The sequence below is a fragment of the Cyclobacterium plantarum genome, assembly GCF_011290685.1.
Classification (GTDB): Bacteria; Bacteroidota; Bacteroidia; order Cytophagales; family Cyclobacteriaceae; genus Cyclobacterium; species Cyclobacterium plantarum.
This window is the reverse complement of sequence record NZ_JAANYN010000001.1, coordinates 350,997-364,966: the sequence shown is the minus strand read 5'-3', so window position 1 is coordinate 364,966 and position 13,970 is coordinate 350,997. Positions and strand designations below refer to the sequence as shown.

Genomic DNA, 13,970 nt, shown 5'->3' with positions numbered 1-13,970 from the left:
ATTATTGGGACAAATAAAGAGATAGTGAAGATTCCACCCCCCTTTCTGGATTTAAAAAACCCTGCCTGTCCTACTTAATCAATAAACTTTATATATTCGCAGAAACTTTTGAAGACCAGGTTCATGAAAAATAAGGCTGCCGTAATAGACATGGGAACAAATACCTTCCATTTACTCATGGTGGCATTGGGTGAAAATAGTTTTGAAATTTTATACAAAGAAAAAGTACCCGTGAAGATCGGTCAGGGAGGTATCAGTCAAAACCTGATTTTACCAGATGCCCAAAAAAGGGCCCTTCATACCCTTCGCCACTTTAAGGAATTGCTCAAGGGAGAAAAAATTGACCAAATATTCGCTTTTGCGACCAGCGCAGTAAGAAATGCAGCCAATGGAAGGGCCTTCGCACAAGAGGTATGGGAACAAACCGGTATAGTTATTCAGGTAATTGATGGAGAAAGAGAGGCGGAACTCATCTATAAGGGTATCCGGATGAGCGGATGCCTGGACCATTCCAGTACCCTGATGATGGATATCGGGGGAGGTTCCGTAGAATTCATCATTGGTAACGAAGAGCAAATCGATTGGAAAGGTAGTTTTGAAATTGGGGGACAGCGCATGCTGGATCTTTTTCACTATCATGATCCCATCTTACCTGAAGAAATCGACAAGCTCAACCAGTATTTGTTTCAACACCTGCAGCCCCTGATCCGGGCCATACAGCAGTACAACCCACAGCAACTGGTAGGTGCCTCGGGCACCTTTGATACCCTGACGGATATTTACCTCGCCGGCAATCAGCAGCCCAAACCGAAAAACCAGCACAAGCACCTGCTTCCCATCCATTCTTTTCAGGAAATTGCCGCCAGACTCATTCACCTTACCAAAGATAAAAGACTTGCCATTCCGGGGATGATCCCCATGCGCGTGGATATGATCGTGGTGGCCTCCTGCCTGATCCGCTTTATCCTCAACCATTTGGCTCCTCAGGATTTATTATGTTCTACCTATTCATTGAAAGAAGGCGTACTGGCTGAAATGATAGAAAAAGTAGCTACCGGTAAGGACCTGACGGTTAACTCCTGGCAATAATCCGGAACAACATTTCCCTTATTCTTTAACTTTTTGCACTTTTGTGCCATTGTTCCACCCTTTTCTCCTGCAAACATGCATTTTGACTTAAGCCAGTTAGAAAACTTCACCAAAAATATTTTAATAAAAATCGGTTGCTCCGAAAAGGATGCTTCCACAGCCGCAAAGGTACTTTTGGCTGCCGACCTGAGGGGAGTGGATTCTCACGGCGTGGCGCGACTTTCGGGTTATGTGCGTTTATGGGAAGCCAATAGAATCAATGTCCGGCCCGATATCAGGATCACCCATGAAACCCCAAGCACCGCTGTAGTGGACGGGGATGGGGGCCTGGGCCTGGTAGTCGCACCTTTTGCCATGAAGGTCGCTATGGGAAAAGCAAATATTGCAGGTACAGGCTGGGTATCTGTCAGGAATTCCAATCACTATGGTATCGCAGGAATCCATGCCATGGAGGCTTTGAAACAAGACATGATCGGCATATCATTGACCAATGCCAGCCCGCTTGTCAGTCCCACCTTCTCCAAAGAAAGACTTTTGGGCACCAATCCCATTTCCGTGGCCATCCCGGCGGGTAATCAGCCCCCATTTGTTTTAGACATGGCCACCACTACCGCTGCCAATGGAAAACTTGAAATCCTGCAAAGAAAACAAAAAGAAGCTCCCCTTGGCTGGATTCAGGACAAGGAAGGACGGCCCAGCAGCAGCCCGTTTGCTGTTAAGGAGGGTGGGGCCCTCTTGCCCCTGGGCGGAGACCGGGAGCATGGCTCCCAAAAAGGCTATGGCCTGGGAGCCGTGGTGGATATATTTTCAGCAGTCCTGTCCGGTGCCAATTATGGCCCATGGGTACCTCCCTTTGTAGCTTTTCTGGAGCCTCATCCCCATCCGGTAGGTGAAGGCCTGGGGCATTTCTTTGGGGCCATTCGGGTGGATGCCTTCAGACCTGCAGACGAATTCAAAAGTCATATGGACAATTGGATCAAAAGGTTCAGGGAAGCAGAACCGGTGGCAGGCCAGGAAAAAGTGTTGATTCCGGGAGACCCGGAGCGGGAACTGGAAACAGAAAGAAGACAGCAAGGCATACCTTTGCTGGAACCTGTTGTGGAAGACCTGAAAAATCTGGGCGATCGGTTAGGTGTTGATTGGGTACAAAAATGATCCGAGGTGTAAGGTTCCGGATATTTCTGAAAACCCTGGGTCCGGGCATACTCTTTGCCAGCACGGCCATAGGGGTATCCCATCTGGTACAAAGCACCCGGGCGGGAGCTGAATATGGATTTGCCCTGGTGGGTTTTATCCTGGCGGCCAATCTTTTCAAATGGCCTTTTTTTGAGTTTGGCTCCCGTTATGCCACAGCTACCGGCCGATCTTTGATCGATGGCTACCAAATAATCAGCCCCTGGTTTTCCAGGTTATACCTGCTGATTAACCTGCTTTCTATGTTTTTTGTCAATGCGGCCGTTACCTTTGTGGCCGCCGGATTTCTTCAAAACCTCTTTGCCATTGAGCTGCCTGCTGCGCTTTACTATGTTCCATCCCTGATCCTTTTGCTTTTTTCCTTTGGTTTTCTGGCTCTGGGAAGGTATTCCCTGCTGGATACCGGAATCAAAATCATCGGTTCATTCATGCTGATCAGTACCTTGCTGGCCTTTTTTATTGCTTTGCTTAAAGGACCGCAAAATCCTGTCGTTTTTGAACCGCTTTCTGCCAGAATAGGTCTGGAATCATTGCCTTTTATCATTGCCCTTATGGGCTGGATGCCATCGGCCATTGACTCCTCCACCTGGAACAGCCTTTGGACCATGGAGAGAAGTAAGCAAAGCGGCTACCTGCCTTCTGTAAAGGAATCGGTATTTGAATTCAATTTGGGTTTCTGGACTTCAGCCATGCTTTCCCTTTGTTTTGTGGTTTTGGGTGCTTACTTATTGTACGGCACCGACAACGGCCTCCCCGACAACAATGTGGGTTTTGCTTCCGGGGTGGTCAGCCTCTATGCCGCCCAATTGGGATCGTGGACTTTTCTGATCATTGCCGCAGCAGGGTTTACCATCATGCTGGGCACCTGCATCGGGGTAATGGATGGCTACGCCAGGTCCACCGCGAGGGTGATCTCCGTGATGCAGGGAAAGGCCGAAAAGCCTGCTGCCTACCTCTGGTGGCTGGGCTTGATCACTTTAGGGGGATTTCTGGTCATCACTCTGTTTATGGATGCTTTTAACCAGCTGGTAAGCCTGGCCACCACCATCTCCTTTCTGATCGCACCGGTCATTGCCCTGCTAAATTACAGGCTGGTATTCAGCGACCACCTGTCCAAAGCAGACCAACCCGGAACCGCCATGCGGCTGCTTTCTCAGGCAGGAATTGGATTTTTAGGGTTGTTTTCTTTGGTGATGATGTATTATTTGTGGTGGGGGTAAAAAACCCGGTAGTTTTATCGGCACACCTGTTCCAGGAAAAAATATCCCGCCCCGTCAGGGCTCAGACCAATTAAGTCATTCTATAACGATGGGCTGCACCCATCGCTGGGATGTCTCGCCCTTTCATGGCTGGGTTGAATGGAAACCTGGAGTAGTTCTAACAGTAAAGAAAATTCAAATCCAAAAATATTTTAAGTTGAATCCGAATGAAATTTATTCCAAATCCAAGCACTGAAAGTGCGGAATACCAAAGCACAGGGTGAAGCCCTGTGATAGCATCCCCTACCGGAACCCAAGCCCTGTAGGGGCGAAACATGTTTGGTCATCCCCACTTCTGGTACAGAATCTAAAATACAGACCTGCGTCCTGGACGGGCAGAACATCTAAACACGGGGTGTTTCAGGTTCAATTAACAAATCGTGTTGCAATATGCGTTACGATAAAAAATGAATCCCTTTCAAGATCACGCTTCCGCTGAAATATTTTGTCCGAACAGCAATAATAAAAGAGTGACGAAGTATTTACCTACTCTCATGGCCTTTTTGCTTTAAGAAATCCTGTAGGTCCCTGTTGGCACCGTAGAGTACCAATATATCGGATTCTTCCAGGTTTTGGTCAGGAGTCGCAATCCCCTGAATGCGCATTTCTTTGCGGCTTTTACCTAGCAGACTTTTGACTTCTGTTTCCTTCATGATAGTAAGCACAAGTAAGTTATATTTCAACCTGAATCCTACTTCACGGATGGTTTGGCCAATACATTCCTTAGGGACATTGGCTTCAATAATGCTGAAATCATCGCTTAGCTCAAAGGAATCCACCACATTATTCAGGCACAATTTTTTTGCCCATCGCTCAGCAGTCTCCTCTTCGGGATGGACGATCTCATCCACCCCTATCGCCACCAGCACTTTTTCATGGAGTGAGTTGATCGCCCTGCTGATCAACCGCTTTACCTGCATGTTTTTAAAAAGGGCCGTGGTCATGATATTGGAACCCTGGTCTTCTCCTATGGCGACGATAACTACGTCTGTGTCGTCCAGGGGCAATCCGGTAACGGCAAACTCCTCGGTGGCATCCATGCAGATGGTATGCGAGATTTTCTCTTTATACAAATCAACCTTTTCCATACGGTTGTCTATACCGATTACTTCATTGCCCTGTGCCGTGAGTTTTTGTGCCAGAGAGGCTCCAAAATTTCCCAGTCCTGCGATAATAAACTTCATGGTCTGAATTTTTTAATTGATCGTTAATTCCTCCAATGGATACCGGTAATTTTTACTTTTTACTTTCTTAAAAACCGCAATGATAATGGTCAGCATACTCACTCTGCCCACAAACATGATGACAATGAGAATCAGTTTGCTCTGGGTGCCCAGGCTTGCGGTAATGCCCAGGCTTAAACCTACCGTACTGTAGGCCGAGAAACATTCAAAGCCAATATCCATCAGGCTCTTTTCACTGTCAAATATCGAAATCAGCATGATCCCCATACCAATGACGATCAATGAAAGGGAAATGATGGCAAAAGCCCTGCGGATGGAAATGGCTGCAATCTCCCTCCCAAAAACCTCTATTCTATCTTTCCCCTTGGCCAGGCTGAGCATGTTTAGCGTGGCAATGGCAAAGGTGCTGGTCTTGATGCCCCCTCCAGTGGAGGCGGGAGAAGCACCGATCCACATCAGCAAAAAAACCATCATGATAGTGGGAAAAAGCATGGCCGCCGTATCTATGGAATTAAAACCTGCCGTGCGCGGCGTCGTAGCTCCAAAGAGTGCCGTTACTACCTTTCCCAAGCCAGAGTGTTCGGACAAAGTGTTGTCGTATTCCAGCAGGTAAAAGGCCACAAAAGCAATAGCCGTTATGGAAAATGTTGTAATTAAGGTAATGCGGCTGTTCAGGTTCAATACCCAGGGCCGGAAACCAGCCTTATTTTTACCAAACGAAACCCGCTTCCTGATTTGGTATTTCAGGTAATTGATGGAATTGGCAACAATTGGAAAACCCAGACCGCCCAGGACAAAGGTGCCGATGACGGTTAACTGAAGGGGGTAGTTGAATTTGAAATCACTTTCGTACAAACTGTTGGGTAAGGTGGAAAATCCAGCATTGCAAAAGGCGGATATGGCATGGAATACCGCAAAAAATAACCGCTCATACTGAGACGAATAGTGTTGGGCATCCAAACTGCTGTAAATCAAAGTTCCAGATGCCAGTTCAATGCTGAAGGTAATCAGGATGATGTATTTAAGGGTAGAAAAGACTTCGCCGATCTTCTTGGAGCTGGTGATATCCGTAAGTGCCAGTTGATTCTCATAGGTGGAACCTCCCCTAAAAAAGTAACTGAAATAGCTGGCAAAGGTCAGAATACCCAGTCCGCCGATCTGAATAAGTACCATGATGATAATTTGCCCAAAGAGGGTAAAATAACTCCCTGTATCCACCACGATAAGGCCTGTCACACATACTGCACTGGTGGAAGTAAAAAGCGCATCCGTAAAGGAGATACCCTCATGGGTAGCTTTGGGAAGCATGAGCAGGAAGGTGCCAAATAAAATGATAAGCAGAAAACTGAAAACAAAAAGCTGTGCCGGATTGAGTACCGTTCGTTTGTAATTTAGTTTAACCTCCGAAAACTCCCTGATAAAGGTAAAAAGGACCGCAATCCTCACCCAAATGGGATTTTCCAGCAACAAGTCGGTTTCAAAAGGAACGCCCACAAAGAGGAATTGATAGTAAATCCAAAGCGTGAAACAGATGGATAAAAAATCAAAAATGAAGACCTTTCGCTTTAACAGGGCTTGATTTTGCAGGTACCTGGCAAAAGTAGATACAATGCCAATCCCCAGGACCACAAAGTAAAACCCATCAAGCAGCTGCTGTAACCAGTCACTTTGTGTATAGCCAAAATCCGAAACAAAGGCAATGATGCCAAGGACACTGATCCACAATGCAATCCTGTAAAGTAATTTCAAGTTCATTAGCCAAATGTCAGGATGCTATAGGGTATAATTCATTTTTGCTGACAATTCATTTCCAGGTGTATCCCACCTTATTTTTAAAGCCGGAAGCGGCCCAAAAGTAAAGAAAATAATTTACAGCTTTTCTAATGAGGGCATAATTTCCCCTGATGTTAATAACAATCCCTCCTTCTTTCAAAAAGCTGGCATTTATCAGGATTGAGTCAAAATCTTTATTTCAACTTTCAATTTCGGAAGATGATTTATCAAGATGGACCAGAAATTGTCATAATAATCGAAAGTATCCCGCCCCTACAGGGCTCAGACCAATAGAGTCAAAATATCTTACCCCTTAGACTATATGGGCCTTTTTGGGAATTCCGAAAACACCTCGTTAATGGTATTCAAAATTAAACCTATCTTATTAATCATTTTCAAGTATTTTTAGTTACATTTAATAAGTACTGTTGGATTGGTGAAAACATGCCTTTGTGAATCTGAAGTTGGGATCGCACCAAATTTCACCAGAAAATCGCTGGCTTTTTTAAGGAAATGGATACAAAAAATAATGACCTTTTATCATAAACTACTCTGATTATGAAATACAGAAATAGGATGGTTGCCCTTTTTGGCCTTGTACTTTTTTTGAGTGCTTCCTGGGACGGGTACGGACAGACTGGTATTCGGGTAGGAATTACTGGTGGGGTTAATGCCGGTCAGCTTAAAAACAGTATTAACCTGACAGATAGGTTATGGAAGTACAATGCAGGGCTTGCATTTGCAAAACCACTTTCTGGAAATTTTTCCCTGGCAAGCGAACTGGTCTACAGCAAACAGGGTAGCAGCATAGACGGGTCTCAATCGAACAAATTACTTACCCATTTTGACTACATCGCGCTTCCTGTCCTGGTTCGTTTCAGACCAGGTGGGAAAAATATTTTCCTTCAGGCAGGTGGCAAGTTTGGGTATCTGCTAAAAGGTGAAAGGTTAAATACAAACAATAGTTCTCCAAATGACATACCACATCTCCGCCATTGGGATGCAGGAGCTTTGGCGGGTCTGGGATATCGGTTGAGAAACCATATTGTATTAGATGTCCGCTATTATCACGGACTGACACCTTTGATTAAAGATCATTGGATATTGGATGGCGATTTAAATCCAATTTTTTATGGGGCCGACCGATTGGTTCACCGGGTTTGGTCGATGAATCTGACCTATTATCTCTGAGAAGAAAATATACCGCCCCGACAGGGCTCAAAACATTCTGTGACCTCCTTTTACGATGGGGCTGCAGCCATCGCTGAGGTATCACGCCCTTGTAGGGCTGGAATTATGGGTAAGCTCTTTGAGATGGAATGCATTTATTTCAAATGTGTTTTGTGCCGAAAAAGTTTAGTTGAATGTAAATCTGGGGTAGAACTATATAATAAAGAAATCTTAAATCCATAGACTATTTTTGGGACATATCAGAATAAAAATTGCTCGAAATCCAAGCACTGAAAGTGCGTAATATCCAAGCACAGGGTGAAGCCCTGTGAAAATGGATAATGCCAACCCAAGCCCCGTAGGGGCGAAATAAACCGACAAGAAGATAATACTCAACCAAATAAAAAATACATGAAACCTATTTATCTCAATAAAACCAAAAATTTACAAGCCCATTTCCCCTAATCCCAAACATATCTCTCATCGTATTCAACATTATATTTTTTTAAAAACGCCCGGTACTCTTCCTGGAATGTCCTTTTGGCATGGTGGGTATGTTGGTTGGAAATGTATTGGATTACGGTGTCCACCTCAGTGGGTTTTACTGAAAAGGCACCGTAACCCTTTTGCCAATAAAAGTTTTCCAATCCTGCTCCTTGTGTCTTCACCCATTTTGAGGAATGACTTTTTAAATCCTCCATTAAATCTACCAATGCCCTCTTTTTTGATAGCAAGCAGAGAATGTGAACATGGTCGGTGTAACCACCAATTTTTTTTACGGGACATTCCATGTTATTACAAATCCCTCCCAGATAACGATGGAGCGCATCTTCAACCTCATTTCTAATCAATGGCATTCGGTTTTTTGTACTAAAAATAATATGGATATAATTTCTAACGTGAGACTGTCCCATAATGCGTATATTAAATGCCTCCATTTGAAGAGGAATGGGTAAATATCTGATAACTTATCCCTTATAAAAATATTTCATTTTTGATTTAATCGCAAATTTGGTTGTCAAGGATCAATTAATTTTTAACGGGATTGCGAAAAGAGTAACATATCCCACCCTTTCAGGGCTGGAAAAACACGAGTCACCCTTTTACGATGGGCTGCACCCATCGCTGGGAGATTTCGCCCTTTCAGGGCTGGAATTTTGTATAAGCTCTTTGGGATGGAATGTATTTATTTCAAAAGTGTTTCTTGGCTGAATGGAATACGAACGGGTACCCAAGCACTGAAAGTGCGCCATATCTAAGCACAGGGTGAAGCCCTGTGATAGCATCCCCTACCGGATCCCAAGTCCTGGAAGAGCGGAATATATTCCGCTATCCATTACCGCAGCACCTGATCAAATGCTACCTCCTGTGCGGCCAAAACAAACACCTTGGTAGGAAGGGCTTTGGTCTTTTCTTTTAAAGAACGATAATACTCCTCAAAGCCATCCCCTTGCTCCGGTACAGCCAATCCCATCATTACAAGATCACTTTTTCTGGATTCTCTGGCCATAATCTCCCAAAAATCCAGGCCCTGGGCCACGAGGATCTGGTAAGCAAAACCGGTACGCATGCCGGCAAAGATATTGTCCAGATTTTCCTTTGCCCCATTGTAGGCTTCCTGAGTGGGTACCACCATTTTCACATTTACTTCCGCCTGTTGCCACTCCCTGCTATTTTTGAGCAGGTAGGCCAGTATGATCATCAGACTCCCGTTTTTTTTCAGACCACCCCACCAAATGTCAATCACCTCTTTCTTTTTAAAGCCCTGGTTATTATCATCCTGAACGATTATTACATTCTTTTTCGATTTAAAAAAATGTCCGATCATTTTCGAATAAGGCCGCAGGTGTCCTGCTTCCCTGGTATCTCCCAACAAAATGGTATTGGGCACCAATTGACCCAGCCCATAGGCATTCACCAGCTGGGTGCCGCCGGTAAATGGGTCGGGTGCCCGGAGTACCCGCACCAGGGCCTGAATATTTTTGTTGCCCAGAAAATCCATGATCTGAGTTTCATAATCCTTCACCTTTTCCTGCGGAACATTAGACTCAGAAATGATGGTGCTGACAGTAAAAAGGGCATTTCCATTGGTAATATCATCCGCAAGTTCTATCAGTCTCCAGCGTTTTACCGGAGAGCCTGACAATACCAGGATATTGGGCCGCCAGCTTTTGGCATCCCCTTCCTTTTCCAGCCTCAGAATAGCATAACGGATTATAGAAGACAAAACCCCTCTGCCCAATCCGCCCCATGTGGCGGTTATTTTTCTTCTTTTCAACCAGATAAAAATAATGGCAATGACCAGAAATGCGGCAATGGTGGCCAGCGGATTGATTAAAAACATCACTCCCGCACATCCCAGGGCACCCAACAATGAAAAAATCCAATGTACCTTGAACTTGGGCCTGAATGAAGGGTTTTTCAGTAACCTTTCTATGCCTGCGGTAATGTTTAAAACCGCATAAGTAGTCAGGAAAAACATGGTCAGTACAGGTGCAATCAGGTTAAGGTCTCCAAAGTAAACCGTCACCAGAGTCAGGGCAATGGTAAACAAAGTAGCTGCCTTTGGGATTTTCTCCTTTCCGGCCACTTTACTGAAAAAACCAGCCCATTTCGGCAGGATTTTATCATTTGCCAATGCCTGAAGCACCCTTGGGGCTCCTAGCAGACTGCCTGTTGCGCTGGATAAGGTGGCTCCCCAGATTCCCAGCAGGATGGCTCCACCCCATATCGCAATACGTTGCATGATCATTGGATCCTCCACCAGGGTCGCCGCATCTGCCCTGCCTGCTAAAATGATCGGCAAAAGCATGTAGATCACATATCCCACACCTACCGCCATAAAGGTGCCTTTGGGAATGGACCTGGCTGGATCCTTCAAATCTCCGGACATGTTGACACCTGTCATGATCCCGGTAACGGCAGGAAAAAAAATGGCAAATACCTGCCAGAAACCCACAGACTGAGCGGCAGGTACACCCCATAACTCGATCCTTGATTCTTCCAGCGGACTTCCCAGTACCAGGGAAACCAGCGATAGTCCTATCAGCACCATAATAACATATTGTGCCTTAATGGTAGCCTGAGTGGAAAACAAGGCCAGGCCACCTAAAACCAGGGTGGTACAGATGCTGATCCAGCGGATCTCCAGACCCGGGAACACAGCCGATAAACTTTCAGAAAACCCTATGATATACAGGGAAACGGATAAGGCCTGGGCCAAATAAAGCGGGATACCCACTGCTCCACCGATTTCTGCCCCCAAAGACCGGCTGATCAGGAAATAGGCCCCTCCCCCCTTGACAGGCGCATTGGTAGCAATGGCTGATATGGAGAGTGAAGTCAGAAAAGTGATGGCAGTGGATAGCGTGACAATTAGCAATGTACCGATAAGGCCCACATTACCTACCACCCAACCAAACCTCAGGTACATGATAACACCCAATATGGTCAAAAGGGAAGGGGTAAATACCCCTCCAAAAGTACCCAATTTGTGACTTGATTTACTTTTGTCCCTCTTCCCTGGCATATCCCTTGGTTTGAAAGGCCAAAAAAGAGAAAAAAAATACCATTTCCCAAATCCGGGAAGTTAATCCCTTACCTGGTCGTTTGCCTTATTCCTGGATCAGGGTACCGGAACCGGACATCTTAATTTGTTCTACTTTGGGATCGCCCTGGTAAACAATGTCTCCGGAACCAGATGCATCCACAGTCAGTGCCATCACCTCTCCGAGGGCTGTATTTCCCGAGCCGGATTTTTTTACCACTACCTCATTGGCGCGCAGGTTTCCAGCCAGGAAGTCACCAGCTCCAGATTGGTTGACCCGAATCTGGTTTACATTTCCCTCATGGATACTAAGGATTCCCGAGCCGGACTGGTTGATATTTAATTGGGGTGAATATAAGCCCGGAATATCCAAATTTCCAGAGCCTGAAACATCAATGTTCATTTCCTGGTCCAGCTCCAGCGGATCCAGGAAGAGAATATCTCCGGAACCTTCCGTGCTTATCGCCTGTAAACCTGTATATACTACCGTTATCTCAACCTGGTGTTTTTTGAATTTCCCTTTGTCCAATTTGATTGCTAAAACCTGATCTTTAACTTCCGTCAATACCTTTTCCAATTCAATATTAGAGGCTGTCAGGGTGGCGGATGGCTGTTCGCCCTGTTTCATGATCAAATTCCAGCTCCCGGATGTCTTTAACCCGGTGAAGGGAGCAAGTTCTCTGGTTTCTTGTTGCTGAGCGCAGAGCAAAAAGGGAAAAATCAGGGCAATAAATAATCCGGAAAGCAGGGCAGGTCTCATAACAATAGGATATTGATGTTTCTAAATTTACAAATTTTATTCAAAAAAGACCATTAAAACCTTAAAGGTTTGCATCAAATTTCGCCATCATTAATTAGGGTAAATCAAAATTTTCTTACAACCCAAAATCCGCAAACCTGTCAGGTTTTACTCTTTCCCAATTAGTTGAATATTAGATTATATGGTGGATTAAGGGGAGAAATACCTTTCGGATTTTGTTGATGCCCAAAAAATAAAGCTATTGCCTTTGGAGCCAAAGTACCCAGGATTTATCATTTGCAGTGGGAGGATGACCCAAGTGTACCAGACCTGCTTCCGGTACCCCTACCGGTGCGCCTGTGGTATAGCTTTCCCCCAGTGCAGGATCAAACCAACGCAGCATGTATTGGCCTTCGGAGAGCCGCAAATTGGCCTCTCCCCCTTCCCTTAAATACAAAACATGGTGTTGATTTTCATCGGTTAGTCCCCATATTTCAGCATCCTGTACCTCAAAAGGCTTCAAATGCTGAAAAGGGATATCGTTGTCCAGAAAAAATGATTTGGCCCCTGTCATTGCCTGCCAGTAAGCCTCGTACAGCTGGTAATCTTCTATACTCAGGTCCCTTCCCTTTCCAATATAAAATTCAACACCCGCTGCTCCGGCCATCAAGGCCGCCCAGAGGGAATTTTTGCTCCAGGTCTCCAGATCCGGAAATTCAGGATTGGTATAGGGCTCATCATAGCTTACTACCCATGGCTTGCCACTCCTGGCAGATTCTTCCTTCCAATGTAAAATGCGTTCATAACCATAGTATGGATCTTCAAAGTTTCCCTGATAGCTGATGCCTGAATAGGCGCTATCACCGACAAGACCTTCAAAAATAGCATCCGTATCAGATGGTCCGTTGTGCACGACGATCAACTCAGAATAGGGCAATAATTGTTTCAAATAAGCTGCAAATTGCCTGCGTTGGGCAGTAGTATTGCCTTTTCCGTAAGTAGGCTCATTGTCCCAGCCACTTTCCTCTCCGATATTCCAGGTGACGGCATTCAGGTATCCAAACCGGGCTGCCATTTCCCGGTAAAAAATCTTTCTGGCAGTGGCAAATTCCCCACCCTCCTTGTGTTCGAAATAGGATTGGTTTTCCTGCTCGGAAAGCACCAATTGGGGCATCACACCTTCCGTCATCATGTGGTCAAAGAGCAGCTGCCATTGATCCAGCTTGGAAAGGTCGTATTGATAATAAGCATCATGCCCGGTCCAGGGAAAAGCCTGCTTGCCATCCCCGTAGGCATTCATCAACATGAAATAATGAGCATTGATCCCCTGGCTTTTCAGATAGTTGATTACCCCGATGATCCCCTTTCCCTTATTTTCGTGCCAGAGCGGATCGCCACTTTTCCAATCCTTGACATGTGTGGCATAAGACCGCTCAGAGCTTGTTCCATCAAATTCCTCATATTCCAAAAATACTTCCGGGGAATTGGCTCCCATCTTCAAAAAATAGCTTTCGTCGGTAAACTGTAAGAAGTGCTCCCCTACATACTGGAGTTTGCCTTTGCTCAAAAAACCAGGTGCTGAGGCATCAGGAGGCAGTATGTCAAAGCTGCCGGTATCACCATGAAAAGCCGATCCCTGTGACCAATCAGGATCCTGACTGATGGCTACTTGTTCCCCTTGAATAAACCTGGCTTCAAAGGTCCATTCTCCCGGGACAAGAGGTAATAAGTGGGCCCGCCAAATATTTCCTGCTGAAACTCCAGTCTCACCCGCTATTCCATCCCCGGCAAAGTAGCCCGGAATACGCATCTTCTGTCCATCCGGGCCGGTAAAAACCACCTGCAGCCTGTAATCCAAAAATGTCTTTTCTTCTTCCGCTGCATGGGGCCCTTCCCAGGAAAACGTCAGTTTTTGGTAAGCCTTTAATTCCCCAGATATTTTGGCCTGCTGGGCAAATAATGTTACAGAAATGGTCAATGACAAAAACAAGAAAGTAGCCAAATGCTTCATGGTT

General features: G+C 45.4%; 10 protein-coding genes. 4 read left to right on the top strand and 6 right to left on the bottom strand.

Annotated elements, in window-relative coordinates:
- Nucleotides 1-123 precede the first annotated feature (123 nt).
- The 3 genes from G9Q97_RS01535 (at nt 124) to G9Q97_RS01525 (ending at nt 3,503) form a co-directional block, all read left to right on the top strand.
- Nucleotides 124-1,089, top strand: coding sequence for a Ppx/GppA phosphatase family protein (locus tag G9Q97_RS01535; protein WP_166142450.1), 966 nt, complete (start codon nt 124-126; stop codon nt 1,087-1,089).
- Nucleotides 1,090-1,164: 75 nt separating this feature from the next.
- Entirely contained in the window at nt 1,165-2,244 is a 1,080-nt protein-coding gene (locus tag G9Q97_RS01530) for an Ldh family oxidoreductase (RefSeq protein ID WP_166142448.1), read from the top strand.
- Nucleotides 2,241-3,503, top strand: coding sequence for an NRAMP family divalent metal transporter (locus G9Q97_RS01525; RefSeq protein ID WP_166142446.1), 1,263 nt, complete (start codon nt 2,241-2,243; stop codon nt 3,501-3,503). The genes G9Q97_RS01530 and G9Q97_RS01525 overlap by 4 nt, the downstream gene beginning before the upstream one ends.
- Nucleotides 3,504-4,024: 521 nt before the next feature.
- Here the strand turns inward: G9Q97_RS01525 and G9Q97_RS01520 are convergent.
- Together G9Q97_RS01520 and G9Q97_RS01515 are read right to left on the bottom strand one after the other, a co-directional pair.
- Nucleotides 4,025-4,726 (bottom strand): potassium channel family protein, encoded by a 702-nt coding sequence (locus tag G9Q97_RS01520; protein WP_166142444.1) that lies wholly within the window; start codon nt 4,724-4,726, stop codon nt 4,025-4,027.
- A gap of 12 nt (nt 4,727-4,738) precedes the next feature.
- Nucleotides 4,739-6,481, bottom strand: coding sequence for a TrkH family potassium uptake protein (locus tag G9Q97_RS01515; RefSeq protein WP_166142442.1), 1,743 nt, complete (start codon nt 6,479-6,481; stop codon nt 4,739-4,741).
- A 576-nt stretch (nt 6,482-7,057) separates the two neighbouring features.
- On the opposite strand from G9Q97_RS01515, the gene G9Q97_RS01510 reads away from it, so the two are divergent.
- Nucleotides 7,058-7,690: a porin family protein gene (locus G9Q97_RS01510; RefSeq protein ID WP_166142440.1), complete on the top strand. Its 633-nt coding sequence runs from the start codon at nt 7,058-7,060 to the stop codon at nt 7,688-7,690.
- A gap of 440 nt (nt 7,691-8,130) precedes the next feature.
- Here G9Q97_RS01510 and tnpA read toward each other — a convergent pair whose 3' ends face one another.
- The 4 genes from tnpA to G9Q97_RS01490 form a co-directional block, all read right to left on the bottom strand.
- Nucleotides 8,131-8,583: an IS200/IS605 family transposase gene (gene tnpA, locus G9Q97_RS01505; RefSeq protein ID WP_166142438.1), complete on the bottom strand. Its 453-nt coding sequence runs from the start codon at nt 8,581-8,583 to the stop codon at nt 8,131-8,133.
- 422 nt (nt 8,584-9,005) lie between these two features.
- Nucleotides 9,006-11,198 (bottom strand): amino acid permease, encoded by a 2,193-nt coding sequence (locus tag G9Q97_RS01500; RefSeq protein WP_166142437.1) that lies wholly within the window; start codon nt 11,196-11,198, stop codon nt 9,006-9,008.
- Between the two features lie 85 nt (nt 11,199-11,283).
- Nucleotides 11,284-11,976 carry a head GIN domain-containing protein gene (locus G9Q97_RS01495; RefSeq protein ID WP_166142435.1) on the bottom strand — a complete coding sequence of 231 codons (693 nt, stop codon included), beginning with the start codon at nt 11,974-11,976 and terminating at the stop codon, nt 11,284-11,286.
- Nucleotides 11,977-12,214: 238 nt separating this feature from the next.
- Nucleotides 12,215-13,966 (bottom strand): DUF5060 domain-containing protein, encoded by a 1,752-nt coding sequence (locus G9Q97_RS01490; protein ID WP_166142432.1) that lies wholly within the window; start codon nt 13,964-13,966, stop codon nt 12,215-12,217.
- Nucleotides 13,967-13,970: the final 4 nt, after the last annotated feature.

Coding starts and splice junctions, on each gene's coding strand:
- G9Q97_RS01535 (WP_166142450.1), top strand. CDS start 124: ATGAAAAATAAGGCTGCCGTAATAGACATGGGAACAAATACCTTCCAT.
- G9Q97_RS01530 (WP_166142448.1), top strand. CDS start 1,165: ATGCATTTTGACTTAAGCCAGTTAGAAAACTTCACCAAAAATATTTTA.
- G9Q97_RS01525 (WP_166142446.1), top strand. CDS start 2,241: ATGATCCGAGGTGTAAGGTTCCGGATATTTCTGAAAACCCTGGGTCCG.
- G9Q97_RS01520 (WP_166142444.1), bottom strand. CDS start 4,726: ATGAAGTTTATTATCGCAGGACTGGGAAATTTTGGAGCCTCTCTGGCA.
- G9Q97_RS01515 (WP_166142442.1), bottom strand. CDS start 6,481: ATGAACTTGAAATTACTTTACAGGATTGCATTGTGGATCAGTGTCCTT.
- G9Q97_RS01510 (WP_166142440.1), top strand. CDS start 7,058: ATGAAATACAGAAATAGGATGGTTGCCCTTTTTGGCCTTGTACTTTTT.
- tnpA (WP_166142438.1), bottom strand. CDS start 8,583: ATGGGACAGTCTCACGTTAGAAATTATATCCATATTATTTTTAGTACA.
- G9Q97_RS01500 (WP_166142437.1), bottom strand. CDS start 11,198: ATGCCAGGGAAGAGGGACAAAAGTAAATCAAGTCACAAATTGGGTACT.
- G9Q97_RS01495 (WP_166142435.1), bottom strand. CDS start 11,976: ATGAGACCTGCCCTGCTTTCCGGATTATTTATTGCCCTGATTTTTCCC.
- G9Q97_RS01490 (WP_166142432.1), bottom strand. CDS start 13,966: ATGAAGCATTTGGCTACTTTCTTGTTTTTGTCATTGACCATTTCTGTA.